We start from the raw sequence: 22,987 nt of genomic DNA, 5'->3' as shown, positions 1-22,987 counted from the left end.
AAACGCTAACATACATTTTCGCTAGCAAAAATCCGGTATTTGTATTCTTGCTCGTTGAGGCGGTCATGATATTTAATCAAAAAATCCTCCGAAGTTTTTTGAACTTGGGTAGTACTTACCGTTTTAAGCTCATCATTACGATTGATCACCAAGTCGTTAGTAATATCTCCATTTCCTCCCAAATCATGAAATTGCATGATATCTTCACCAGTATAAAAGAGGTTGTTGTGCTGCCATTTTTCAAACCACTCTTCCCGTTGTTTGATTACATCATCACTATAGAGCGTCACCGACGACCAAGCGTGGCTTTGGCTGGAGTCCAATTCCTTAACGTACATTTTCTGGCCATCCCAGCGCAATTCTGTCAGCCGAATCTCGTCTTTTTCCTCCACTACCACTAGCGTAAATGGCTCTATCCCGTTCCAAAGGTATTGGTTCTGAAAAAGGGTGAGATTGTCGTATTTAAAAAAATCTAAAACGACCAATCCTCGACTCTGCCGATAGGGAGGACGGTGTTCATGTCTTTGGAAGGCCCCATTGAGCAGGCAGAGCGTTGCATTGGAAGAGGTAGCTATCCAGGTTCCTCCGGCCAATGTATCTTGAGGATAAAACACCGTTTTGCCATTGATATAATATTTTTTGGGAGGAGAGGCTTTAGGTCTACCTACGTGTTCGTCACGATTAGAAGTGAGTATAAAACCCTCTTGGTATGGAAGATATGTTACAAAACACATGTTGTGATGCAGTTATAGAAGAATAAAATTCTTTTTTGATTCATCCTTATCTATTTCAGAGCACTTTCTCGATATCTGAGCGTTGAGTAGGCTACTCCAAAATGAGCAGGAATCTGGATTTTAGGAAATTGACCAGTAATGGCAATCTTAATGATAGCCAAATGATGAATAGCGTGTTCAATCATATACAACAATTCCCGACACAGCGACGTATGAATGATAGACTGGTCTTCGTTCCCCAAAAAAACCTTCATAGACAAGGGAGTATTTAATAATGACTCACTGAGCCAATTTTTGAGTTGGTGAATCAACGACCTACTAAAAGCTAAATCCGTCTCTAGTCTTAAATCACGCAGACGCGCGTCATAATCTACAAATCCTAGGGGTGCTTGTTGGTATAGACATTGATAAAACTCAAGTGTATGCCGTATGTGCTGCCCTACCGTACTTCCATGCAATACCTCCAAAGGCGAAGAATAAGCCGAATAAGAAATCACTTGGAGCAACTCATCAATCTGAGACAGAATGTCTCGGTTGGTTTTTAGAAGCAAGTTCATTGTTGAATGGTGTTAACGATAACATAGATAGCCACATCATTAGACATGCCAAGGGTATTGCCTCCAATCGCCCAATCTCGACGATTGATATTCACATTTCCTACAAAAGTCGCTTTATTGTTTGTTTCAGAAAAGGTAAAGGGCATTTTTACTTCTTTAGTGATTGATTTGATGGTCACTTCAAAATAGCCCATATATCCGCTGGCTGTTTTTACGATTTTGGTTGATTTAAGTAAAATCTTAGGGTACTTGGATACTTCAAAAAAATCTTCTTTTTCGCGCAAATGCCGATTACGTAGGCTATTGTCGGTATCGATAGTAGCTGCATCAACACTCGCTACGATACTATTTGAGGCGGGACCATTAGGGTCAAAATGAATCGTGGCTGATAGCCCTTTAAATTTCCCTTCAACCGTCACTCCTAGCATCTTGATTTTAAACCCAATATCAGCAGAAGTAGGGCGCCAAGTTTGACAAATCCCATATCCCGATATACTTACGCAAAATACAAATATCAAGATTTTTTTCATAGCTTTTTAGGGGTGTGAGAGCCAATTGATTATAATCTAATAGATAACCCTACAAATGGCATCAAAATTTTGTTGCGAAAACGGTCATTTTCGAACGTAAGTTTTTGGGAAGTAGTATATTCGGTAAACTGAAAACTTGCTCCAAATCTCAGCCCTAGCTTTTCTTTGAGCCAATAGCGCGCATACAACTCAGAATTAAGACTTCCTAAATCATTGTCGCTGACAAGCAGCAAATTAAAGGCCGTAGGTTTGGCAGATTGCTGGGTATTGTGTAATCGAGAACCCGTCGATTTGGTCATAAAAGTCCCTTGTTGTTGTGCCCCAAAAGTTACTCCCACAGCATCAATATTAAAACCTATGGCTAGCTTCTTAATATTGTATTCCAAATGAATGACCAAGTTAAGGGCGTTGGTTTGGGTACTTGATAGCTTCAACGTATCAATATTAGAAAGTATATTTTCCACAAACAACACTTGGGGGCCTGTTTGGCCCGAAGTAAGACGAGCTGGGGCAGTGGCATAATCTAGATTTTTACCAAAAAACGACGTCAATCTTGCTCCCCAACCTATTTTAAACCTGCTGGATTTTCCTATTCCATACATTTGACTATAGGAAAGTGCTCCCGAGAAACCTCCTCCTGCCGAAATCGCCACATCAGCAGTAGTTACTTTCTTTGAATAGGGACTTTGGGCATAACTATAGCTATATGCTGTGCAAAACAGCAGCAGAAAAACACTTTTTTTCATTGATGTTAGGTTTTAAAAACTTAAAGGAAGAATCTATTTTAACTCTGCATTTCCAAATAGTACAGAGAAGGCTTTACACCATATTAAGACGAACTTTTGATTTTTGGTATCGGCATTGGCAGGAAGCTCCACAAAATAATTCCCCACATTTACCTGACGGCTTACTTCCACAAATTTAGAGGCTACTTTATCTTCTGAAAGATAGATACGCAAATCGGGGCCAGGGTCAGTTTTAAAATTCTCAAAAACCAGCGTTTGTTTGCCGTCTTTTTGATACAGCTTGATATTGCCCGACGTAGGATGCACATTCGACATAAAAGCGCCCTGTGCTACTAGCTTTTGTCCGGCTGTATCAAATTTGTCCAAAGGTTTGGTAGGAGAATTTGGGTCATTACTTACGGGAGTGAGTTCTTCCGTTTTTTGACAAGCCACCAAAAATGCTGCGAGCAATGTGATAAGCCATAATCGTTTCATGGAATAAGTTTTAAAGTTTACATTACAAATATCAAAAACTTACCTCACTCCGAATGTCGGCTTCCTGACATTTGGCTACGATTAGTTCACGAAACTTTTAAGTCGTTTTAAATCAGGAATAATGATTGAGCTACGATTATAGTCTATCAGACCGTGCTGCTTAAATTCATTGAACAATTGTGAGACCGTTTGGCGCGTACTACATACCAATCCCGCCATGTCTTGGTGAGTAAGGTAGTTTTTGAGCATAATCGCATTGTTTTCGACTGTACCTTCTTTTTCGGCCCAATCTTCCAAAAAAAGAAGCAATCGCGTACGTACATCCTTAAACATAAGGTTGGAATAACGATTTTCTAGACGTCGAAATCTCAGCCCAATTAATTTTGTAAATTTTATAGCCAATGAAGGGTGCTGTCTAATCACTTCCTCGAAATCTTCGATTAAGAAACTACAGCAAGTGACATAATCAGACAGCGCAATGGCATATTCTTCCATTTCGGTATCGTCGAGTGTAAGCTGTCCAAAGAGGTCTCCTTTTTGAAGCACATCCTTGACCGTCTCAGTGCCATCCTCGTCAAGCTCTACGATTTTGATGATACCTTTTTTGAGTAAATATACCCTATTTTGCTCGTCATGAGCAAAATAAATAATCTCGCTTTTTTTGGCAGTTTTAAAATTTGTAATCAGACAAATTTGACGGAGTTCGGCGGAATTGAGGTGCCTAAACAACTGGTGATCACGCAGATACCAGTAGCGGGTTTCGAGCGGAAATTGAGAGGCCATTAGGCAAGTATTTTTTTATCAGTAGGTTATAAGTAGTGGTAAATATACAAAAACTATTTACTCTACCTATAGCTGTCCGCTCATTGCAAAAAATGTCCTTGAGGTCTGAATTAATTCCCTCAGCGGAGTGGGTCTTATACCTCTACGCATATTGTAAGCACTAATATCGGCCACGGTTTTCATATTGTACATGATATCTCTGTAGGCTTTCCAAAGCGTGTAGTTTGGGTCATAGACGTGCCCAGGCTCGGAAGTAGCACCGTTCAGTTCTAGAATTTTGATGTTGCGCCCTTCATACAAATCTTCCCATGTAGGCACTTTCAGATCAAACCTACCATAGTAAAACCCATCGATTGGGATAGCGATTTTATCAAAGACTTTTACCAATTGTTCGTTGATGAGGTGATTGCCATTCAAAAACTTCGTTCCTAAACAATGATTCCCGATAGGCTGTAGAAACATTGTTTCTCCTTTTTTGGGTACAGTGTGCCACTGCTCTTTGAGGCGTTCGCGAAGTTCGTCCATCGAAAACCGTGCGCGTAGGTTTTGGCTTAATAATTGTTCGACGGTCGATTTCCCATCACCCGTTATGTGAAGAAATTCTTTATGAACAATCGAGGTGATTTGACCTGAAGAGGCATTGGGCATACGGGCATACATGACACCTAGCTCAATGTCATAATCAATAAATTCTTGTACTATCACAGGCTGCGATGACGCTTCCAAGTAAGTTTTAAGTGCTTCCGGTGTTTCTAGCTTATATACCTTAAAACCACGTCCTCCTACGTCAGGTTTTGCCACTACCGGAAAATTGATTTTGGCCAGTGTGAGCTTTAGCTTTACATGTTCCCAATTCTCTCCCTTAAACACAAAAATATCTGCGGGGCGGTAAGACTTATCTATCAAATCAAGGATGTCTTTTTTGGACTCCCCAAAGACTCCTCCATCAGGGATACAAGGGTTGACGGTGGTAAAATAAGTAAGTGAGCGATTTCGAAAAGCCAAATACATCCAATAAGGCGCTAAGGGCAAGAAAAATACCCACCATGTCCAGTATTCATAATTAAATATTTTAATGAGCCACAGCGGCAACTTTTGTTTGGAAAACATACGATAGAAATGTGTTTAAGAAGTCCTAAAAAAGCGCCCCTCTATTTAAAAGAGTATTCCCCATTTTCGTGCAAAACCACGAAGCTGTTCAAAATTTAAAAATATTACTACTCCACAACAAACAAAAGTAATGATTGCCAATCCAAATAGCTCTCCCCCATCACCCAATATCTCTATTCCTAGCAATGTAAGGTGTGAGATAATAGCTCCCTTCATCGTAGCTAGTGCTATCAAAGCTCCGAGACTACAAAATCGGGGAGTCAACAAAAGTAATCCCGCTACTAACTCTATGACTCCTGAACCAATTCGCCCATAAGGCTCTACACCCAAAGTTGAAAATATATAAACACTCTCGGGGGCTGCCGTAAACTTAAACCATAAAGTTTGTAGTAAAATTACTGCTGCCGTTATTTGGGCTATCCACGAAATAATCTTTCTAATTTCCATGTCTCTGTTCTAAAATTAGTTGAAAGCAATTATTTTACAAATTTCATCCAGTTGACATCTGCCTTTCTTTTCAGATTGCTTTCATCCTTATTCCAGTCAGTAAGGGTATTGTTGAAGAGCCGATTGTAAAACAAATACAATTTACCTTCCACGATTTTATAAGTCTCAGGGTCTACTTCGACTTTTTCGCCCTTGGCACCCATAGCGTAAGCACACCAGCCGCCATATTGAGGTTCATAAGCAGCAGGGTTTTTCTTGAAAGTCTCTAGGTTGGCCGCATTCGCAAAATAATACTTAACCCCGTCTTGCGTAAATACATACGTTTTAGAACCCTTCGTGGGATTTTTAAGAAAATAACTAACCGGGTCATAGCCCGACAAAGCAACTCCTTTGTCTAAGTTAAATTGTTTTGTACGGTAATTTAGATTTTGTTGAGCATTAGCGATTCCAAGCATCAATAGTGCGATAAACAAAGAAATTTTTGTTTTCATGACATAAATGTTTTTTTACGACACAAAACTGCTTTCTTTCTATCATACCAAATGTCGGCTATCTGACAAAAAAGCTAAATAGTGACTTCAAACAAAAAAACTATCTACCAAAAGCCCACCGTAAAAACTCCGGCATGATAGCCGCCCAAGTTTCTTGGTTGTGCTGGCCACCCAGCACTTCTACATAGCAGACATCCTCTCCAAGACGATAGCCTTTTTTTTCGAGTTCTGCAATCAAATCTAGGGTATCATCTATGGAGTCAATCACGCCATTGTTGTTGCGGTCATCTGTCTCATCTTCGGTGCCAGTTTGAAGCCAAAAGTGTGGTTTTGAATGAGGAGGAAACCAAGGAGACTCCCTTACCAAGCGATGCATGATACGGTCGTGATAGTCGTCATAGTATTCATCAAAAGCCCTTTGCCGCCACCAAAAAGAACCCGAAAATACGCCCGCTTTTCCAAAATGAGAAGGGTGATGCCACGTAATATCAAAGGCCGACAATCCACCCAGCGAAAATCCACAAAATACGGTATGCTCAGGGCCTTTCAAAACACGGTACTTAGATTCAATGTGAGGCATCAGTTCATGTAAAATAAAAGAAGTATAGTCACCAGCCTTAGCTCCCCGCTCCTTATAGTCTGCTTGGGAGGCAGTGCCATATTCCATGATACGCTCCCCACAATGAACCGCTATCACGATAAATGATGAAAGCGCCGATGAGTGGTGCGATTTTTTCAGCACTTCGAGCAGATGAAGGCGTTCAAGGTCTTGGCCGTCATTCATATAAAGCACTTTATAAAATTCTCCAGATGAATGATAATGGGACGGCAGCACAATATCCAGCACAATATTTCGCTGTAAATAGACCGAATGCAAAGCGATGTCGTGGTGCACCGAGAAATCGAATGAAGTGTAAAAGTGGCTCAATAACGTAAAAGCTTAAAAAATTAATTCAAAGGCTAACCCAATATGCGGGATTAATTTCAAATAATTCATTCTGCCAAACTTTTTTCTGTAAATTTTACGTTTATTTACGAAAACTATTAAAAAACTAAATTCATCCCAAAAATAATTACAATTGCATGAAGCGTCTCACCTCGTTGTTTTGTTTGATTCTTGTTTCAACTTGCGTATCCATTGCTCAAACTAAAAAAACACCCACCCCTGCAAAAACTCCCGCCAAACCCGCCACTGCTGTAAAAAAAGCCCCTACTCCTGCCGCACCCGCTAGTTCCAAAATGAGCAGTGAGCTGGACTCAGTTGCCTACGGAATAGGAATGAACATTGCCCAAACGCTTAAAAGCCAAGGATTAGAAAACATCAATATAAACTTATTATCTAAAGGTATTCAGGACGTTTTAAAAACAAACAAGACCGACTTTGACGAGTCACAAGCACAGATGGTGTTAGGCAAGTTTTTTTCTAAGCTACAAGCTGAGCGCCAAGCTTCCGAAGCCAAAAAATACGAAAGCAATAAGCTTGAAGGGGAGAAATTCTTGGAAGAAAACAAAAAGAAGCCAGGAATCGTTACACTACCAAGTGGCTTACAATACGAAATCTTGAAAGCAGGAGATGGACCTAAGCCTACAATCAACAGTACCGTCAAAACACACTATCATGGAACTCTGATTGATGGAACGATTTTTGATAGCTCTGTGCAGCGCGGTCAACCTGCCGAATTTCCGGTGGGAGGCGTAATTCAGGGATGGGTCGAAGCCCTTCAGCTAATGCCCGTAGGTTCAAAATGGAAATTGTATGTACCGCAAGCCCTCGCCTATGGCGAACGCTCACCTGGTGCAACGATTAAGCCTTATTCTGCCCTGATTTTTGAAGTAGAGTTGTTAGAAATAGTTAAGTGATTTTGATTGGTTTTGTGGGCGTAGTGTGGCGTCTTTTCACCCCCAAAATCTCACACCAAAGTCAATAAATCAGTTTATGAAAATGAAAAGCATTTTAATCGCCTTAGCTCCCGTGTTGCTGCTCGGTCTGCAACCCGACGACGCGCGCTCTACGCGCAATTCTCGCCCTTTTACTGCATCCGACGATGATTTGAAGCCGACCGTCACACAAGAAAAAGTAGAAGCTTATGTGACCAAAATCTTTTCGGGCTATCATTATCGGAAATTTACTGTCAATGACTCACTCTCCTCAAAGATGTATGAAAACTACCTCAATGAGATTGACCGTGGGAAACTGTACTTCCTGTCATCGGATATACAGTACTTTGACAAATATCGTTTCCAGCTAGATGAGTCTCTCAACAATGGTGACTTAGTAGCGGCGTATGATATTTATAATACATTCCGCAAACGCTATCGCGAACGTAGTACTTACATTGATAAACTGCTAGCCAATCCTTCGTTTGATTTTACGGTGGACGAATCTTTCAATACCGACCGCGAAAAAGTAACGTGGGCTAAAAATACGGATGAGCTCAACGAAGTATGGCGTAAGCTTATTAAAAATGAGGCATTAGAACTCAAACTCTCCGGTAAAGCAGATAGTTCTATTGTAACCCTGCTAAAAGACCGCTACAAAAATCGGGAGCGTAACCTAGGGCGTTTTAAAAGTGAGCAAGTATTTCAGATGTATATGAACTCATTTTGTGAAGTGCTAGACCCACACACTCGCTACTTCTCGCCAATGGATTCGGACCGCTTCAAGCAAGATATGTATCAGGCTTTGGAAGGTATTGGGGCGGTATTGCGCGAAGACGGCAATTACATCAAAGTAGTAGAAGTAGTACCTGGAGGTCCTGCCTTCAAAGATAAACGTCTCAAAAAAGACGATCGCATCATCGGAGTAGCACAAGGCGCTGAAGGAAAATATGAAGACATTGTAGGCTGGTATGTGGATGACGCCGTCAAAAAAATAAAAGGTGCCAAAGGTACCGTAGTGAGATTACAAGTTTTGGCCGCCGATGCGCTTGCTAATGACCCCCCAAAAGAAATACAGCTTATTCGGGAAAAAGTAAACTTACAAACATCACGAGCTAAAAAAGAAATCGTGACGATTACCCAAGATAAGCATGATTACAAGATTGGGGTTATCAATATTCCTTCTTTCTATCGTGATTTTGAAGGAGCCGGCAAACGTGATAAAGATTTTGCCAGTACAACCCGTGATGTACATAAGCTCATAGATTCTTTGAAAACTGAGAATATCGACGGATTGGTCATCGACCTACGCAACAATGGCGGTGGTTCTTTGACTGAAGCAATTTCGTTGACAGGTCTTTTTATCTCGAAAGGGCCGGTAGTACAAGTACGCGAATCAAGCGGTGATACAGAAGTACAAACTGACCCCGACCCAGCTATTGCTTATGATGGCCCTGTGGCTGTGCTTATCAATCGTTTCAGCGCCTCAGCATCGGAGATTTTTGCAGCAGCAATCCAAGACTACAAACGTGGTATTATCTTAGGAGAACAAACCTATGGTAAAGGCACTGTTCAAACCATGGTAGATCTAAACCAATGGATACGCGATAGCGACAAATTAGGCCAAATCAATATCACAGTAGCGAAGTTTTACAGAATCAATGGTAGTAGTACTCAACGTAAAGGCGTAACACCTGACATCGAATTCCCCTCGGCATTTAGCGCCGAAGAATACGGTGAGAGTTCTCAGCCTACGGCTTTGCCTTGGGATCAAATCTCCTCTGCTCGTTTTGATATTACCAAAGCGCTCAATGAAAAGCAAGTCGCAAAACTGCGTGATAAATACCAACAACGTCTAAAATCAGAGCAAGAAATGAAGACTTTTGTGGAAGAAATAGACCTTTTCCGCAAAGCTCGTCAAAACACAATCGTATCGCTTCAAGAAACCAAACGCAAAAAAGAACGCGAAGAAGCAGAGAAAAAGCGTGAAGCACTCAAAAAACTTGAAACTGACGAGGACGAGGAAGACGAGGACGCCCAAACTGCGGCAAAGCCAATCGACAAAAAGAAGAAAAAGGATATTTATATGAATGAGAGTAGTCGGATTTTGGCCGATTATATTACCCTCATTAAAGCTCCTTCTGTAGCCAAAAGATAAGTCATCCTATTACTAAAGTTGGGCGTTGGAAAGGTAGATAACTGCTATTTTCCTGACGCCCAACTTTTATTTGTTACTTAGTTTACCAATCAAACAATTATGAAATATAAAAAGCACGTTTTTATCTGTACCAACCAAAAAGATGGTGGCAAAAAATGCTGTGGCACAGAACATGGCATGGCTCTCGTAGATGCCTTCAAAAACTCACTAAAAGACAAAAATTTACATATTGACATCCGCGCACAACGAGCTGGCTGTTTAGATGTATGTGCTTTTGGGCCTGCGTTGGTAGTATACCCAGAAGGAATATTTTATGGAAAAGTAGAGCTATCTGACGTAGAAGAAATTGTAGAAAGCCATCTTGTAAATGATACTCCTGTAGAGCGTCTGAGATTACCATTCTAAGAATATTGATTATTTTGTTGCCGTTGTTGAGGTAAATCTTCCCCAAGACTTTATTTTCAACAACGGCATTCTTATTTTTACCGCTTCCCAAAACCGTCTCAATGTATGCTCCAACGTTACTTTCTATTGTCACAAAACGGCACCAACCTTCGAACAGAAATAGTCGCGGGCATATCTTCTTTTCTGGCCACTATGTACATTATAGTCGTCAATCCCGCCATTCTTAGCCAATCTGGAATGCCCTTTGACGGCGTATTGACGGCCACGGTTTTGTTGTCTTTTTTTTGTAGCGTCATGATGGGGCTTTACGCCCGCAACCCTCTGCTAGTGGCTCCAGGGATGGGGCTAAATGCCTTTTTTACTTTTAGCGTAGTCAAAGGTATGGGTGTAGCTTGGCAGACGGCGTTAGGAGCGGTATTTTGGGCAGGAATTATCTTCTTGTTATTGTCTTTTTTCAACATTCGTACTCATATAGTAAGAGCTATTCCCAAACCTCTTCGATATGCTATTTCGTCAGGGATTGGCTTATTTATTACTTTGATTGGCCTTACCAATGCCAAATTCATCGTTAGCAATCCTGCTACTTTGGTCAGCATCGGCAACCTCAAAGACCCTATCTTACTCTCTTTCCTTTTTGGGTTGGCAATCACCGCTATTTTAGTGATTAAAAGAGTCACGGGCGGAATTGTTATCGGTATCATTTTGACTACCCTAGCCGCAGTACCCATCGGCAGATGGTGGGGCGATGCTTCTGCTATTAATTTTGGTCAAAAAATCTTGGTGCAATGGAGCGGTTTTTCGGCTCCTCCCAACTTTAGTCTTCTTTTTCAACTTGATTTGGCAGGGTCTTTATCCTTGTCGCTTTGGCCAGTTATTTTCGCTTTTGCTTTCACAGATTTGTTTGATAGCCTCTCTACTTTTGTAGGAGTAGCCGAAGCCGCCAATCTATATGATGCCAACGGGGATCCACGAAATATTAAGCAATCACTCCTTACCGATGCCATCGCTACCACTCTCGCTGGCCTCATAGGTACAAGTCCTGGTACAGCCTATATAGAATCAGCGGTGGGTATCGAACAAGGCGGGCGAACAGGCCTTACGGCTGTAGTGGCAGGCATACTTTTTTTACCTTTTATGTTTTTATCGCCTCTGCTGTCCATGATACCGAGCATAGCTACCGCACCCGCTTTGGTATTGGTAGGGGCATTTATGATGAAACCTATTGCCAAAATCAATTGGTCACAGCTCGATGAAGCCATCCCGAGTTTGTTAGCATTGGTGTTGATACCTTTTAGCTATTCTATTACCCAAGGTATTATATTTGGCTTTTTAAGTTGGACCATTCTCAAAATAGCGCTTGGTCGATGGCGAGATGTTTCTATGGCTCTGTGGTTTATTAATTTGTTTGCATTATTGTCGCTTATCAAAGGGCATTAAAAACACTTGTTAGCGAGTATGTACGATAACCGGGGAATAACATTTTCTCTTATTTATCCAGCAATTGAAAGTACTTTAGCTTTCTAATAATTTGATTTTATCAATCAATCCATTCATATCTTTTAAATTCAAAAATCATGAAAAGAAGTGCATCAGCCAATTGGCAAGGAACTGGCAAAGAAGGACATGGTACAGTATCTACTCAAAGTACGGTTTTAAACGGTACCCAATATTCGTTTAACACTCGTTTTGCAGATGGTATAGGTACCAATCCCGAAGAACTTGTGGGAGCAGCACATGCAGGATGCTTTACAATGAAACTGAGCTTTGTACTCAACGAAGGAGGTTTTACGGCCGATAACATTGATACCAAAGCTACCGTCACCTTCGAAAACGGCGCTATTCCTAACATTCATTTGTCCGTAAAAGCTACTGTACCAGGTATGTCGGCGGAGCAATTTGCGGCAGCGGCACAAAATGCCAAGGAGAATTGTCCAATTTCAAAATTGTTGAATACCGACATCACCATGGATGCGGAGCTGGTTTAGTACTTTCATAAAAAAGGTGATAGCATATGCTATCACCTTTTTTATGATTCAATCTAATTTTTGATTAGATATACTGATTCAAGATATTTTCAAACAATTCTTGCTTACCACTTATTTGCTTAGGCTCTCCCGCGGCAATTGCGTAATCCCGAAGGTCTTCTAAAGAAAGTTTACCTTCTTCAAACGCTTTGCCAGTACCGCTATCAAAAGACGCATAACGGTCAGTGCGTAATTTTTGGTAAGGAGATTTTACTAAGATGTCATTAGCAATTACGAGCGAGCGAGCAAACGCATCCATACCGCCAATGTGTGCAATGAAAATATCGTCAAGGTCAGTAGAGTTACGACGTGTTTTGGCGTCAAAATTGATTCCACCCGCCGTGATTCCACCTGCTTCTAATATCACCAACATGGCCTCTGTTAACTCGCTCAAATTAATGGGAAACTGATCCGTATCCCAACCATTCTGATAATCTCCACGATTGGCATCAATACTCCCTAACATACCCGCATCAGCTGCTACTTGAAGCTCATGCTGGAAAGTATGCCCGGCCAAAGTAGCGTGGTTTACTTCGATATTGAGTTGAAAATCTTTATCTAAACCATATTGGCGTAAGAAACCAATCACCGTAGCCGAATCATAATCATACTGATGCTTAGTAGGTTCGCATGGCTTAGGCTCAATAAAGAAAGTTCCTTTGAAGCCGTTTTTGCGGGCATAATCGCGAGCTACCGTCAAGAAACGACCCAAATGATCCAACTCACGTTTCATGTTGGTATTGAGTAAGCTCATGTAGCCTTCACGGCCTCCCCAAAATACGTAATTTTCTCCTCCAAGGGCAATTGTAGCATCTAAGGCATTTTTTACTTGGACGCCTGCATGTGCCAATACATTGAAGTCAGGATTGGTAGAAGCACCATTCATGTAACGAGGATTTGAGAAAACATTGGCGGTTCCCCACAACAATTTTACTCCGCTTGCTGCTTGTTTTTCTTTTGCATAATCTACTACTGCTTGCATACGGCGCTCATACTCACTGATATTAGGCCCTTCATCTACCAAATCTACATCATGAAAACAATAATAAGGTACGCCAAGCTTGGTAATAAATTCAAATGCAGCGTCCATTTTATCTTTGGCACGCTCTACGGCATCTGCCTTAGCATCCCAAGCAAAAACTTTGGTACCGGGTCCAAAAGGGTCAGCACCTGTACCACAGAATGTATGCCAGTAGGCTACCGCAAAACGCAAATGCTCTTTCATGGTTTTGCCACCAATCACACGATTTTCATCATACCACTTAAAAGCAAGTGGATTGTCAGAGTCACGACCTTCAAACTGAATTTTGGAGATGCCTTTGAAATATTCGGTATTTCCGAGTGTAAGAGACATAAAATAAACGGTTTTAAGTTTTTTCAAAAAGGAATAATACTTTTAAAAGTAGTAAAAACTGATTCTTACTTGTGCAAAAGAATAAAATAATTGTCAATTTGACAATTTTAATTTTTCAAAAAAATAAAGAGATATTGCTCAGAAAGATGTTTAGTGCACAATAGCCTATTTTAAAAGAAATTAAGTAGTTATAACAAGTTGCCAATTATCGTTGTCCAAGCCATTTTAATTAGCCCAATACAGCTATACCACCTTCATTTTTTTATGAAACTATATCGTACGTCAATTGGCTTTTACGTTAATTATGAAACACATTATTACCATCTCCCACATTCTGACTGGGACGTTCTTATTAACAGAGACGACTTGTATGATTATTTAAAAACGATCATACAAGCCATATCACCTGCTGATTTTGTAAATTTTTCCAATCTTTTAGCGCCCATTGGTACGCAAGAGGTATGGGCTTCAGGCGTGACTTACTACCGTAGTAAAATCGCTCGTATGGAAGAGGCTAAAGAAGTCGGAGGCGATGTGTTTTATGAGCGTGCATATGAGGGCGAGCGTCCTGAATTATTTTTTAAATCGATAGCCCAAAAGGTGGTTCATCCAAGAGGTACGGTTAATATTCGCCCCGATTCTACTTGGAACGTACCTGAACCCGAATGGACGCTTTTTGCGACTTCCTCAGGAAAAATCGTGGGATATACCATCGGAAACGACATGAGTTCAAGAAGTATTGAAGGCGAAAACCCCCTCTATTTGCCACAAGCCAAAGTTTATGATGGCTCGGCAGCACTAGGGCCTTGTTTGCATATTCCTGCTCAACCTATGTCATTGTCAACTGCCATCTCAATTGAAATAAGTCGCGCCTCAAAGTTGGTTTTTGAGGGCCGTACTACCCTCGACCAGCTTAAACGTCAACCAGAAGAATTAGTCAGTTGGCTATTTCGCTCCAATACTTTTTCCACTGGTGTTTTTTTGATGACCGGAACTGGGCTTGTTCCTTCGTCAGACTTCACTCTTGAGCTTGGCGATGTAATCCACATCTCTATCGACATGATTGGAGAATTAATCAATACCGTAGGTATTGCCAAAGGCTGATTCATTAGATTCTGATAGCCTAAGCCTTATTTACGGTATATTTGGCCCAATAAAACTCACTAATAACTTGTGCTCTGGCACCTATTTGATTATTAACTCATGCAAAATTCACTTCCCCAAGGGTTTATCCCTGTGATGTTGACTCCTTTCACCGAAAATGGTGAAATTGATTTCGAGGGACTTACCCAATTGACCGAATTTTATCTCGAAGCGGGAGCCGCAGGTTTGTTTGCCAACTGCCTTTCTTCGGAGATGTTTGAACTTACCGAAGAAGAAAGACTCGCTATCACACAGCATGTGGTAAAAGTTACAGATGGCCGTGTACCAGTAGTCGCTACCGGCACTTTTGGTGGGCCTATCGCTCAACAAGCCAATTTTGTAAAACGCATTTATGAAAAAGGAGTACAGGGAGTCATTGTAATTACGGGGCTTATTGCTGCCGCCGACGAGCCTGACGAAATTTTTATGCTGCGTATGCAAGAACTCATGGATCTCACGCCTCAAATTCCGCTAGGATTGTATGAGTGTCCTGTTCCGTACAAACGTCTCGTACAACCTGCCGATCTTGGTAAACTTGTAGATACCGGACGAGTGATTTATCATAAAGATACCTCGCTAGACATCAATCACGTAAAAGCCAAACTCAATGCAACAGACGGGCATTATTTTGGACTTTACGACGCTTATATGGAACATGCAGTGGCGTCTCTCAAAGAAGGCTCAGCGGGCTTGTCATGTATTCAAGGCAATTTTTTCCCAGAAGTTATTGTATGGCTTTGCAATAATTACAATAACCCCGAGCAACAAGAGAATGTAACTAAAGTGCAAGACCTCTTGATACAAACCATGCCGGTGATTCATTATGCCTACCCCACAGTAGCCAAATACTACCTTCAAAAACGAGGTTTCCCTATTTCGCTTTATACTCGTCGCAAAGTAGAAGCTTGTACTGAAGAGGTCAAAGCGGAAGTCGATGAACTTTTTGAAATGGTAACCAAGCTAAGTCAGGAAATAGGAATTGCCTAAGCGCTGTTTTCTACCGATACACGGGTGTAACACTATAAGTGGGGATAATTGATAAAATGTCTTTGTCTCTCTCATGTTAAAAACAAAACCTTTTGTGCTTTGTATCGGTAGAATAACAACTCCTATGAAATCTAGATTTTACTTCATCATTTTCTTCGTGTTGGGGGGGGTAGAAGGGTATAGCCAACGCCAAATCACTCCCGTCAATTTTTCTAAGGTCACGGTTAAAGATTTTTTCTGGAAACCCCGCATTGAAAAAGTACACTCGGCTACTTTGCCTGTTTGTATGACTTATACGGAAGATTCTACAGCTCGTATCCGAAATTTTGAAAATGCCGCTCGTCGCACTGGACAGCACAAGGGTATTTACTTTGATGATTCGGACGTTTATAAGGTGATTGAGGGAATTGCATATACGCTCAAAACTACTCCCGACAAAGCCCTTGAAGCCAAAACTGATGGATGGATTGATAAAATAGCTGCCGCTCAATTACCAGACGGTTACCTCAATACTTTCTATACTCTCAAAGGTCTGGAAAAACGCTGGAGCGATATGGAAAAGCACGAAGATTACTGCTTAGGTCATCTTATTGAAGGTGCTGTAGCCTACTATGACGCTACTGGCAAACGCAAACTTTTGGATGTTTCAATTCGCTTTGCCAATCATTTTGATTCTACATTTCGACTTCAAAATCGGCCTTGGGTCACGGGTCATCAAGAACTTGAGCTGGCTCTAGTAAAACTCTACCATACGACTCAAAACGATCGTTATCTCAAACTGGCCGATTGGCTTATTGAGCAGCGAGGCAAAGGCCACGGGCGCGGCCAAATCTGGACCGACAAGCATTTTGATGGCGCTCGTTATTGTCAAGATGATGTACCCGTCAGAGAAATGACCGATATCAAAGGTCATGCCGTGAGAGCAATGTATTTGTACACAGGAATGGCCGACGTAGCCGCCGAAACAGGCGACCAAGGTTACACCCAAGCCCTCGAACGAGTATGGGCCGACGTAGTGGAGCGCAATATGTACATCACTGGAGGCATTGGTTCTTCCACTAAAAATGAAGGCTTCACGGTTGATTATGACCTGCCCAACGAATCGGCCTACTGCGAAACTTGTGCTTCGGTAGGCATGGTGTTTTGGAATCAACGTATGAATCTCTATTCGGGCGAAGCCAAATACGTAGATGTATTAGAACGTTCGCTTTACAATGGTGCTTTGGCTGGCGTTCAACTTACAGGGAATCTTTTCTTTTATGTAAACCCTCTAGCCTCTTTTGGGTTACACCACCGCAAACCTTGGTACGGAACTGCCTGCTGCCCAAGCAATGTATCGCGATTGATGCCTTCGGTAGGAGGTTATATTTACAACACTTCCAAAGATGCCTTGTGGGTCAATTTGTACGTAGGTAGCGAAACTGAGGTTCAAATTGCCAATCATAAAGTAAAGTTTGCCCAAAAAACCAATTATCCTTGGTCAGGTGAAGTAGAACTAAAAGCAAGTCCTGATAGTAGTAAAGCCGACTTTGCCGTCAAGCTCCGCATCCCAGCTTGGTGCGACAAATATACCCTTGAAGTCAACGGTAAACCCATCTCCGCCCCCAAAGCCGAAAAGGGCTACATCACTGTCAATCGTACTTGGGCTAAAAATGATGTGCTCAAACTCCGCATGGACATGCCCGTCAAAATCATAGCTGCTGACCCTCGGGTAAAAGCCAACATAGGCAAACGTGCCATACAGCGGGGTCCGTTGGTTTATTGTATTGAAGAGCAAGACAATCGTCACCTGGATTATGACCAAATTGTATTGTCAAAAACCACCCAATTTAGCACTAGTTTTGAACCTGCACTGTTGGGTGGAGTGGCGACAATCAAAGCCCAAAATGGGAAAGATAACTTTACATTAATCCCGTATTATTCTTGGGACAATCGCCAACCCGGTCGCATGAAAGTATGGATTGATTGGCAAGAGAAAAAATAAATACCTTAGTTTCCTTTAAGGCTTGGACAAACTTCAAGCATTGAACGTGAGGTAAGGTTTGTCAGGCTATTACTATTTTTACATCTAAATAATCATCAACTCTTAGTACAGAGCATTACAAAGTCAGAGACTTTATACCATTCTCGTCCCGACATAATGTCGGGACGAGAAATAACTTGCCCCAAACTATCATTTGGATCAAAAATGGTGCTGCGTTTCCGACGCAAACCCTCCAAGTTAAATCTCTACTTCCCTTTAAATAAAATTACGAGCTTTCACTTTCGAAACTATTGGCTTCTTTCTATCTTGCTCAAGAATAAAAGAGGCATCCATTCGCTGGCTTATCGGGTGCCTATCTTATCTCTATCAAACGCTACATACAAGCATTACCCTTCTAAGAAAACCTGTTTTATAACTTTAAAATCATTTAGTTAAAACAAAAAACATGGTTTCTACAATGTATTCCTAGCATCAAACCAATCCAAACACCTTGGCTTAAGTCACGCCTTTTTATTTGTAGATTCTTTGGCACCCAAAGACGTTACAAACACAACGTACACTCTTTTAAAGAGTGAATAGCTTCCTGCAAACACGATTCAAGCATATCAGCCTCATTATTATTTTTATAAAAATCAGTGTATGAAAACTCACTTTTATCTCTCCTTTATTTTTGTTTTTTCAATGATTTGGAGTTTGGCCTGGTCAGCGCCTTCCCAAACTACCCCCTATATCAAAATTGACCAGTTTGGCTATTTGCCTACTTCCAAGAAAGTAGCGGTCGTCGTTGATCCCCAAGTCGGCTACAATGCCGCCGAAGCCTTTAATCCTGGCACGGGAACCAATCAATATCAAATCCGCCGTTGGAATGACGACGCCGTAGTATTTAGCGGCACACTCCAAGTGTGGAACGGCGGCACTACTCACGCCCAATCTGGGGACCGAGGCTGGTGGTTTGATTTTTCGAGTGTCACTAGTCCTGGCTCTTATTATATATTTGACGTAACCAACAACGTAGGTTCTTATCGGTTCGACATTGGTGCTACTGTTTATGATGAAGCCATGAAACACGCCGTCAGAACCTTTTACTACCAACGTCTCAATTTTGCTAAACAAACACCTTTCACTGATTCTAAATGGGCAGACGGAGCGAGTTATGAAGGAGCTAGCCAAGACCGTTTTGCCACGAGTCGTTACAACAAAGGCAATGCCGCCACAGCCAAAGACCTTCATGGAGGCTGGATGGACGCAGGCGACGTCAACAAATACACGACCTTTGCCGAAAGCGCCGTTATTCAATTAGCTGAAGCCTATCGTATCAATCCCGCTGCATTTAAGGACAATTATAATATCCCCGAGTCGGGCAATGGAACACCTGATATTTTAGATGAATTAAAATACGAACTGGACTTTCTCAAAAGAATGCAAGATGCAACTGGAACCAATGGGTTTTTGTTGAAAGTAGGCGTCGATAATTATAACGAAGTATCCCCTATTAGTACCGATACTCGCCCACGTTATTATCTGCCCGAATGTACTTCAGCCACGCTCGCAGGCGCAGCGATGTTTGCCGTAGCTGGACAAACTTTCAAAACCCATGCACCCCTTCTTAATTATGGAAACGACCTCATCACACGAGCAGAAGCGGCTTGGAATCGGGCCAAGATTACTACCAACAACTTCACTACTTACGAAACCGCTTGCGACGACGGAAACATCAAGTCGGGTGATTCGGACCAAACCGCCGATGGTCAATTAGGAAGCGCTTTTGTAGCAGCTGTTTATCTTTATGAAGCTACGGGAAAAGCAGAATATAAAACTTTTGTAGAATCAAGATACACCTCTGTCAAACCCTATAGTGACAATTGGTGGGGGCCCTATTGGATTCCTCAACAATTGGCCTTTTTACGGTATTCGACCCTCTCAGGTGCTTCTTCAAGCGTGGCTAACAATATCCGCAATCAAAAAGCGGGGATGAATTATTTGTTTTCACTCAATGATTACAACAACGCCACCGACCTCTATCGGGCTCATATGGCCAATGACCAGCACCATTGGGGTAGCAATCAAGTCAGAGCCAACTGTGGGCTACTTAGTCTAGATTTCGTAACATTCAATGTCAATACTTCTAATCATGCCCAATATCGAGAAGTGGCGGAGCAATATCTTCACTGGATGAACGGTGTCAATCCTATGAATTTGGTGATGCTATCCAATATGTCTGTAGCAGGTGCCGAAAACAGCGTCAACGAGATTTATCATACTTGGTTTACCAATGGTACGATATGGGACAATGTACAAACCTCCAGCGCTGGCCCTGCTCCGGGTTATGTAACAGGAGGCCCCAACAAAAATTATACTGGTTCCGTAGCAAACATCACCAATCAACCACCTCAAAAAGCCTATAAAGAATGGAACAACGGTTCCCCTGAAAACTCTTGGGAAATCACCGAGCCTTCTATTTATAACCAAGCAGCTTATATCATGCTTTTGGGGCGATTGATGAATGTCACCTCAACCGCCGATACCCAAGCCCCTACCGCCCCAACTAACTTGACGACGTCTAATATTTCGCAAACAAGCCTGACTCTAAACTGGACCGCCGCTACCGACAACGTAGGAGTCACGGCTTATGAAGTATATCAAGGCACAACTTTGGTGAATGGAAATGTGGTAGGAACTAGCTTTGTCGTAAACGGCCTTACTTGTAATACCTCTTATAATTTCACGGTTAAAGCCAAAGATGCGGCGGGGAATAGCTCCGAAGCAAGCAATGTAGCTTCTGCCACCACCTCTGCCTGTGATGTACAAGCTCCAAGCATTCCTACAAACCTTACCGCCTCTAATATCTCCACAGGAAGCCTCACGCTCAATTGGACCGCCTCCACCGACAACGTGGGCGTGACCGCCTATGAAGTGTACCGAGGAAATACCCTAGTGAATGGGAATGTTTCAGGCACGACCTTAAACATCACTGGCCTTATTTGTAACACTCCTTACAGCTTTACGGTTAAGGCCAAAGACGCTGCCGGCAATATCTCTGCAAGTAGCAATCCCCTAGATGTCAGTACTTCGACTTGCCCTACGGGCGCCTTTATCTATGACGACGCATTGGCCACTGGCTGGGAAGATTGGTCGTGGAGTTCGACTCGCAATTTTTCTAATACCAATCCTACGCAAGCGGGACCCAACTCCATACGGGTTGATTATACTGCTTGGGGAGGTTTATCTTTAAGACAAGCCAACGCCATTAGTACCAATACCAACACTGTTTTCAAATTTTGGGTATATAGTACAGGAGTAAACAGTATTCGTTTTTCGGTACAAACTGAAGATAATTCCCCTTTGACTTCTGAATACACTTTTAGTACTGATGCTAATCAGTGGAAAGAAATTACCGTCACTAGAGCACAAGTCGGTAACCCTGCCCTTATCAAGCGTATCAATTTTATGAACAATTCTGCCAATAATGCAACGGTGTATTTTGATCAAATCAGAATTGATACAGGCTCCCCCTCAGATACGCAAGCACCCACTGCTCCTACTAACCTGACATCTTCCAATATTTCCCAAACAGAACTGACACTCTCTTGGACCGCATCCACCGACAACGTAGCCGTCACCGCTTATGAAGTTTATCGAGGTACTACTTTGCTTAATGCAAATGTTACCACTAATTCTTTCAACGTCACGGGGCTTACTTGTGGTACTGCTTATACTTTTTCGGTCAAGGCAAAAGATGCCGCTGGGAATATTTCCACTGCTAGCAACAACGCCAACGCCACCACCTCCAACTGCCCTGATACCCAAGCACCCACTGCTCCTACTAACTTAACAGCGTCCAATATTTCCCAAACAGGACTGACACTCTCTTGGACAGCATCTACCGACAACGTAGGCGTTACCGCTTATGAAGTTTATCGAGGTACTGCTTTGCTTAATGCAAATGTTACGACTAATTCTTTCAACGTCACGGGGCTTACTTGTGGCACTGCTTATACTTTTTCGGTCAAGGCAAAAGACGCCGCCGGAAATATTTCCACTGCTAGCAACAACGCCAATGCCACCACCTCCAACTGCCCTGATACGCAAGCACCAACAAGACCAGCGGGTTTAGTGGCTACCAATAAAACACAAACTGGCTTCACGCTCTCGTGGACGGCCTCAACCGACAATGTAGCAGTAGTAGCGTATGAAGTATATCAAGCAGGGGTCTTACTAAATGGCAATGTCACGAGTACATCTTTGGATGTGACGGGTCTTAGTTGCAATACTAATTACAGCATGACTGTCAAAGCCAAGGATGCCGCTGGAAACATTTCGCAAGCAAGCTCAGGCTTGACAGTAAGAACAGAAGCTTGCTTAAGTCCCGTCATCTATGATGATGCTATTGGGGCAAATTGGAGCGATTGGTCGTGGGGGACAACTCGTAATTTCTCCAACACCACTCCCGTCAGAGTAGGTAGTAATTCATTAAAAGCAGATTTCACGGCGTGGAGTGGTATTTCGCTTCGCCACGAAACTGGCATTAGTACCATATCTACTACGGTATTACGTTTTTGGATAAGAAGCACAACCGCAAGCAGCTACAGTGTCTACATCCAAGCGGATGACAACGGCGCGGCAGTTGGCAATTATACATTCACAAGTGCCAACAACACTTGGCAAGAAATCGTCCTGAACTTGAGTCAGTTAGGCAACCCTTCCATTATCAAAAGAGTCAATATCCAGAACAATTCTGGAAACAACGTGACTGCTTATTTAGATAATATTCGCCTCACAAATGTCAACAATGCCCGAATAGCCTCAGAATGGGAGCCAGCAACAGCGCTTTTGGAAAAGATGCTAGTATATCCAAATCCGTCAGAAGGGCCTATTAGCATCAAATATCAATCTTCTATGGCCGAAAATATCAATTTCTCTTTGGTAGATTTACGGGGTAATATTATCCTAAATCACAAAAAATTTGCCGAAAAAGGATTGAATGTGTTTGAATTAGACCTTTCTCAAGAAAAAGCAGGATTGTATCTTATTCAATTAAAAGGTTCGGTAGAGACACAAGTGCAAAAGGTGATGATTCAACGATAACACTGCGTTATTTTCCATTACAAAAGTCGGGTATGAACCCGACTTTTGTATTTAAAAAAAGAGCTTCTTATATTTATTGCCTATACTTTTCTAAACC

At 42.0% G+C, this 22,987-nt stretch carries 20 protein-coding genes; 9 read left to right on the top strand and 11 right to left on the bottom strand.

Annotated elements, in window-relative coordinates:
* Nucleotides 1-5: 5 nt before the first annotated feature.
* From P1X15_RS17950 to P1X15_RS17905, 10 genes are all read right to left on the bottom strand, one after another.
* Complete coding sequence (locus P1X15_RS17950; RefSeq protein WP_277339515.1) at nt 6-734, bottom strand: NRDE family protein; 729 nt, start codon at nt 732-734, stop codon at nt 6-8.
* A 50-nt stretch (nt 735-784) separates the two neighbouring features.
* Nucleotides 785-1,291 (bottom strand): DinB family protein, encoded by a 507-nt coding sequence (locus tag P1X15_RS17945; RefSeq protein ID WP_277339514.1) that lies wholly within the window; start codon nt 1,289-1,291, stop codon nt 785-787.
* Nucleotides 1,288-1,821 (bottom strand): YceI family protein, encoded by a 534-nt coding sequence (locus P1X15_RS17940; RefSeq protein ID WP_277339513.1) that lies wholly within the window; start codon nt 1,819-1,821, stop codon nt 1,288-1,290. Before P1X15_RS17940 ends, P1X15_RS17945 begins: the two co-directional genes overlap by 4 nt.
* Before the next feature lie 29 nt (nt 1,822-1,850).
* Nucleotides 1,851-2,567 carry a hypothetical protein gene (locus P1X15_RS17935; RefSeq protein WP_277339512.1) on the bottom strand — a complete coding sequence of 239 codons (717 nt, stop codon included), beginning with the start codon at nt 2,565-2,567 and terminating at the stop codon, nt 1,851-1,853.
* 33 nt (nt 2,568-2,600) lie between these two features.
* Complete coding sequence (locus tag P1X15_RS17930; protein ID WP_277339511.1) at nt 2,601-3,041, bottom strand: DM13 domain-containing protein; 441 nt, start codon at nt 3,039-3,041, stop codon at nt 2,601-2,603.
* An 81-nt stretch (nt 3,042-3,122) separates the two neighbouring features.
* Nucleotides 3,123-3,824 carry a Crp/Fnr family transcriptional regulator gene (locus tag P1X15_RS17925; RefSeq protein ID WP_277339510.1) on the bottom strand — a complete coding sequence of 234 codons (702 nt, stop codon included), beginning with the start codon at nt 3,822-3,824 and terminating at the stop codon, nt 3,123-3,125.
* 66 nt (nt 3,825-3,890) lie between these two features.
* Nucleotides 3,891-4,934 carry an ATP-grasp domain-containing protein gene (locus tag P1X15_RS17920; RefSeq protein WP_277339509.1) on the bottom strand — a complete coding sequence of 348 codons (1,044 nt, stop codon included), beginning with the start codon at nt 4,932-4,934 and terminating at the stop codon, nt 3,891-3,893.
* A gap of 45 nt (nt 4,935-4,979) precedes the next feature.
* Entirely contained in the window at nt 4,980-5,381 is a 402-nt protein-coding gene (locus tag P1X15_RS17915; protein ID WP_277339508.1) for a DoxX family protein, read from the bottom strand.
* Nucleotides 5,382-5,410: 29 nt separating this feature from the next.
* Entirely contained in the window at nt 5,411-5,872 is a 462-nt protein-coding gene (locus P1X15_RS17910; protein ID WP_277339507.1) for a YHS domain-containing (seleno)protein, read from the bottom strand.
* Nucleotides 5,873-5,972: 100 nt separating this feature from the next.
* On the bottom strand, nt 5,973-6,800 hold the full coding sequence (locus P1X15_RS17905) for an esterase family protein (protein WP_277339506.1): 828 nt from the start codon (nt 6,798-6,800) through the stop codon (nt 5,973-5,975).
* Nucleotides 6,801-6,955: 155 nt separating this feature from the next.
* Here P1X15_RS17905 and P1X15_RS17900 point away from each other — a divergent pair, with 155 nt between their 5' ends.
* The 5 genes from P1X15_RS17900 (at nt 6,956) to P1X15_RS17880 (ending at nt 12,298) form a co-directional block, all read left to right on the top strand.
* Complete coding sequence (locus tag P1X15_RS17900; RefSeq protein WP_277339505.1) at nt 6,956-7,732, top strand: FKBP-type peptidyl-prolyl cis-trans isomerase; 777 nt, start codon at nt 6,956-6,958, stop codon at nt 7,730-7,732.
* Nucleotides 7,733-7,814: 82 nt separating this feature from the next.
* The gene (locus P1X15_RS17895) at nt 7,815-9,908 is read left to right on the top strand and encodes a carboxy terminal-processing peptidase (RefSeq protein ID WP_277339504.1); all 2,094 of its coding nucleotides are present in this window, start codon (nt 7,815-7,817) and stop codon (nt 9,906-9,908) included.
* 99 nt (nt 9,909-10,007) lie between these two features.
* On the top strand, nt 10,008-10,313 hold the full coding sequence (locus tag P1X15_RS17890) for a ferredoxin (RefSeq protein WP_028668463.1): 306 nt from the start codon (nt 10,008-10,010) through the stop codon (nt 10,311-10,313).
* A 105-nt stretch (nt 10,314-10,418) separates the two neighbouring features.
* Nucleotides 10,419-11,750: an NCS2 family permease gene (locus P1X15_RS17885; RefSeq protein ID WP_277339503.1), complete on the top strand. Its 1,332-nt coding sequence runs from the start codon at nt 10,419-10,421 to the stop codon at nt 11,748-11,750.
* A 137-nt stretch (nt 11,751-11,887) separates the two neighbouring features.
* A complete protein-coding gene (locus P1X15_RS17880; RefSeq protein WP_028668461.1) occupies nt 11,888-12,298 on the top strand; it encodes an OsmC family protein in 411 nt (136 codons plus the stop codon).
* Between the two features lie 64 nt (nt 12,299-12,362).
* Here the strand turns inward: P1X15_RS17880 and xylA are convergent, their stop codons facing one another.
* A complete protein-coding gene (xylA, locus tag P1X15_RS17875) occupies nt 12,363-13,691 on the bottom strand; it encodes a xylose isomerase (protein WP_277339502.1) in 1,329 nt (442 codons plus the stop codon).
* Between the two features lie 264 nt (nt 13,692-13,955).
* Between xylA and P1X15_RS17870 the strand changes: the two genes are divergently transcribed.
* From P1X15_RS17870 to P1X15_RS17855, 4 genes are all read left to right on the top strand, one after another.
* On the top strand, nt 13,956-14,795 hold the full coding sequence (locus tag P1X15_RS17870) for a fumarylacetoacetate hydrolase family protein (protein WP_277339501.1): 840 nt from the start codon (nt 13,956-13,958) through the stop codon (nt 14,793-14,795).
* Nucleotides 14,796-14,894: 99 nt separating this feature from the next.
* On the top strand, nt 14,895-15,821 hold the full coding sequence (locus P1X15_RS17865; RefSeq protein WP_277339500.1) for a dihydrodipicolinate synthase family protein: 927 nt from the start codon (nt 14,895-14,897) through the stop codon (nt 15,819-15,821).
* A 124-nt stretch (nt 15,822-15,945) separates the two neighbouring features.
* Nucleotides 15,946-17,805, top strand: a complete 1,860-nt coding sequence (locus P1X15_RS17860; protein WP_277339499.1) for a glycoside hydrolase family 127 protein — start codon at nt 15,946-15,948, stop codon at nt 17,803-17,805.
* A gap of 639 nt (nt 17,806-18,444) precedes the next feature.
* Nucleotides 18,445-22,890 carry a fibronectin type III domain-containing protein gene (locus P1X15_RS17855; RefSeq protein ID WP_277339498.1) on the top strand — a complete coding sequence of 1,482 codons (4,446 nt, stop codon included), beginning with the start codon at nt 18,445-18,447 and terminating at the stop codon, nt 22,888-22,890.
* Nucleotides 22,891-22,987 lie beyond the last annotated feature (97 nt).

Source organism: Runella sp. MFBS21, from assembly GCF_029433105.1.
Classification (GTDB): Bacteria; Bacteroidota; Bacteroidia; order Cytophagales; family Spirosomataceae; genus Runella.
Note: the sequence above shows the minus strand (reverse complement) of the source record. Positions and strands in the feature narration are given on the sequence as shown.

What these genes read in the sequence shown, in the direction of transcription:
- P1X15_RS17950 (WP_277339515.1), bottom strand. Translation starts at nt 734, where the DNA reads ATGTGTTTTGTAACATATCTTCCATACCAAGAGGGTTTTATACTCACT.
- P1X15_RS17945 (WP_277339514.1), bottom strand. Translation starts at nt 1,291, where the DNA reads ATGAACTTGCTTCTAAAAACCAACCGAGACATTCTGTCTCAGATTGAT.
- P1X15_RS17940 (WP_277339513.1), bottom strand. Translation starts at nt 1,821, where the DNA reads ATGAAAAAAATCTTGATATTTGTATTTTGCGTAAGTATATCGGGATAT.
- P1X15_RS17935 (WP_277339512.1), bottom strand. Translation starts at nt 2,567, where the DNA reads ATGAAAAAAAGTGTTTTTCTGCTGCTGTTTTGCACAGCATATAGCTAT.
- P1X15_RS17930 (WP_277339511.1), bottom strand. Translation starts at nt 3,041, where the DNA reads ATGAAACGATTATGGCTTATCACATTGCTCGCAGCATTTTTGGTGGCT.
- P1X15_RS17925 (WP_277339510.1), bottom strand. Translation starts at nt 3,824, where the DNA reads ATGGCCTCTCAATTTCCGCTCGAAACCCGCTACTGGTATCTGCGTGAT.
- P1X15_RS17920 (WP_277339509.1), bottom strand. Translation starts at nt 4,934, where the DNA reads ATGTTTTCCAAACAAAAGTTGCCGCTGTGGCTCATTAAAATATTTAAT.
- P1X15_RS17915 (WP_277339508.1), bottom strand. Translation starts at nt 5,381, where the DNA reads ATGGAAATTAGAAAGATTATTTCGTGGATAGCCCAAATAACGGCAGCA.
- P1X15_RS17910 (WP_277339507.1), bottom strand. Translation starts at nt 5,872, where the DNA reads ATGAAAACAAAAATTTCTTTGTTTATCGCACTATTGATGCTTGGAATC.
- P1X15_RS17900 (WP_277339505.1), top strand. Translation starts at nt 6,956, where the DNA reads ATGAAGCGTCTCACCTCGTTGTTTTGTTTGATTCTTGTTTCAACTTGC.
- P1X15_RS17895 (WP_277339504.1), top strand. Translation starts at nt 7,815, where the DNA reads ATGAAAAGCATTTTAATCGCCTTAGCTCCCGTGTTGCTGCTCGGTCTG.
- P1X15_RS17890 (WP_028668463.1), top strand. Translation starts at nt 10,008, where the DNA reads ATGAAATATAAAAAGCACGTTTTTATCTGTACCAACCAAAAAGATGGT.
- P1X15_RS17885 (WP_277339503.1), top strand. Translation starts at nt 10,419, where the DNA reads ATGCTCCAACGTTACTTTCTATTGTCACAAAACGGCACCAACCTTCGA.
- P1X15_RS17880 (WP_028668461.1), top strand. Translation starts at nt 11,888, where the DNA reads ATGAAAAGAAGTGCATCAGCCAATTGGCAAGGAACTGGCAAAGAAGGA.
- xylA (WP_277339502.1), bottom strand. Translation starts at nt 13,691, where the DNA reads ATGTCTCTTACACTCGGAAATACCGAATATTTCAAAGGCATCTCCAAA.
- P1X15_RS17870 (WP_277339501.1), top strand. Translation starts at nt 13,956, where the DNA reads ATGAAACTATATCGTACGTCAATTGGCTTTTACGTTAATTATGAAACA.
- P1X15_RS17865 (WP_277339500.1), top strand. Translation starts at nt 14,895, where the DNA reads ATGCAAAATTCACTTCCCCAAGGGTTTATCCCTGTGATGTTGACTCCT.
- P1X15_RS17860 (WP_277339499.1), top strand. Translation starts at nt 15,946, where the DNA reads ATGAAATCTAGATTTTACTTCATCATTTTCTTCGTGTTGGGGGGGGTA.
- P1X15_RS17855 (WP_277339498.1), top strand. Translation starts at nt 18,445, where the DNA reads ATGAAAACTCACTTTTATCTCTCCTTTATTTTTGTTTTTTCAATGATT.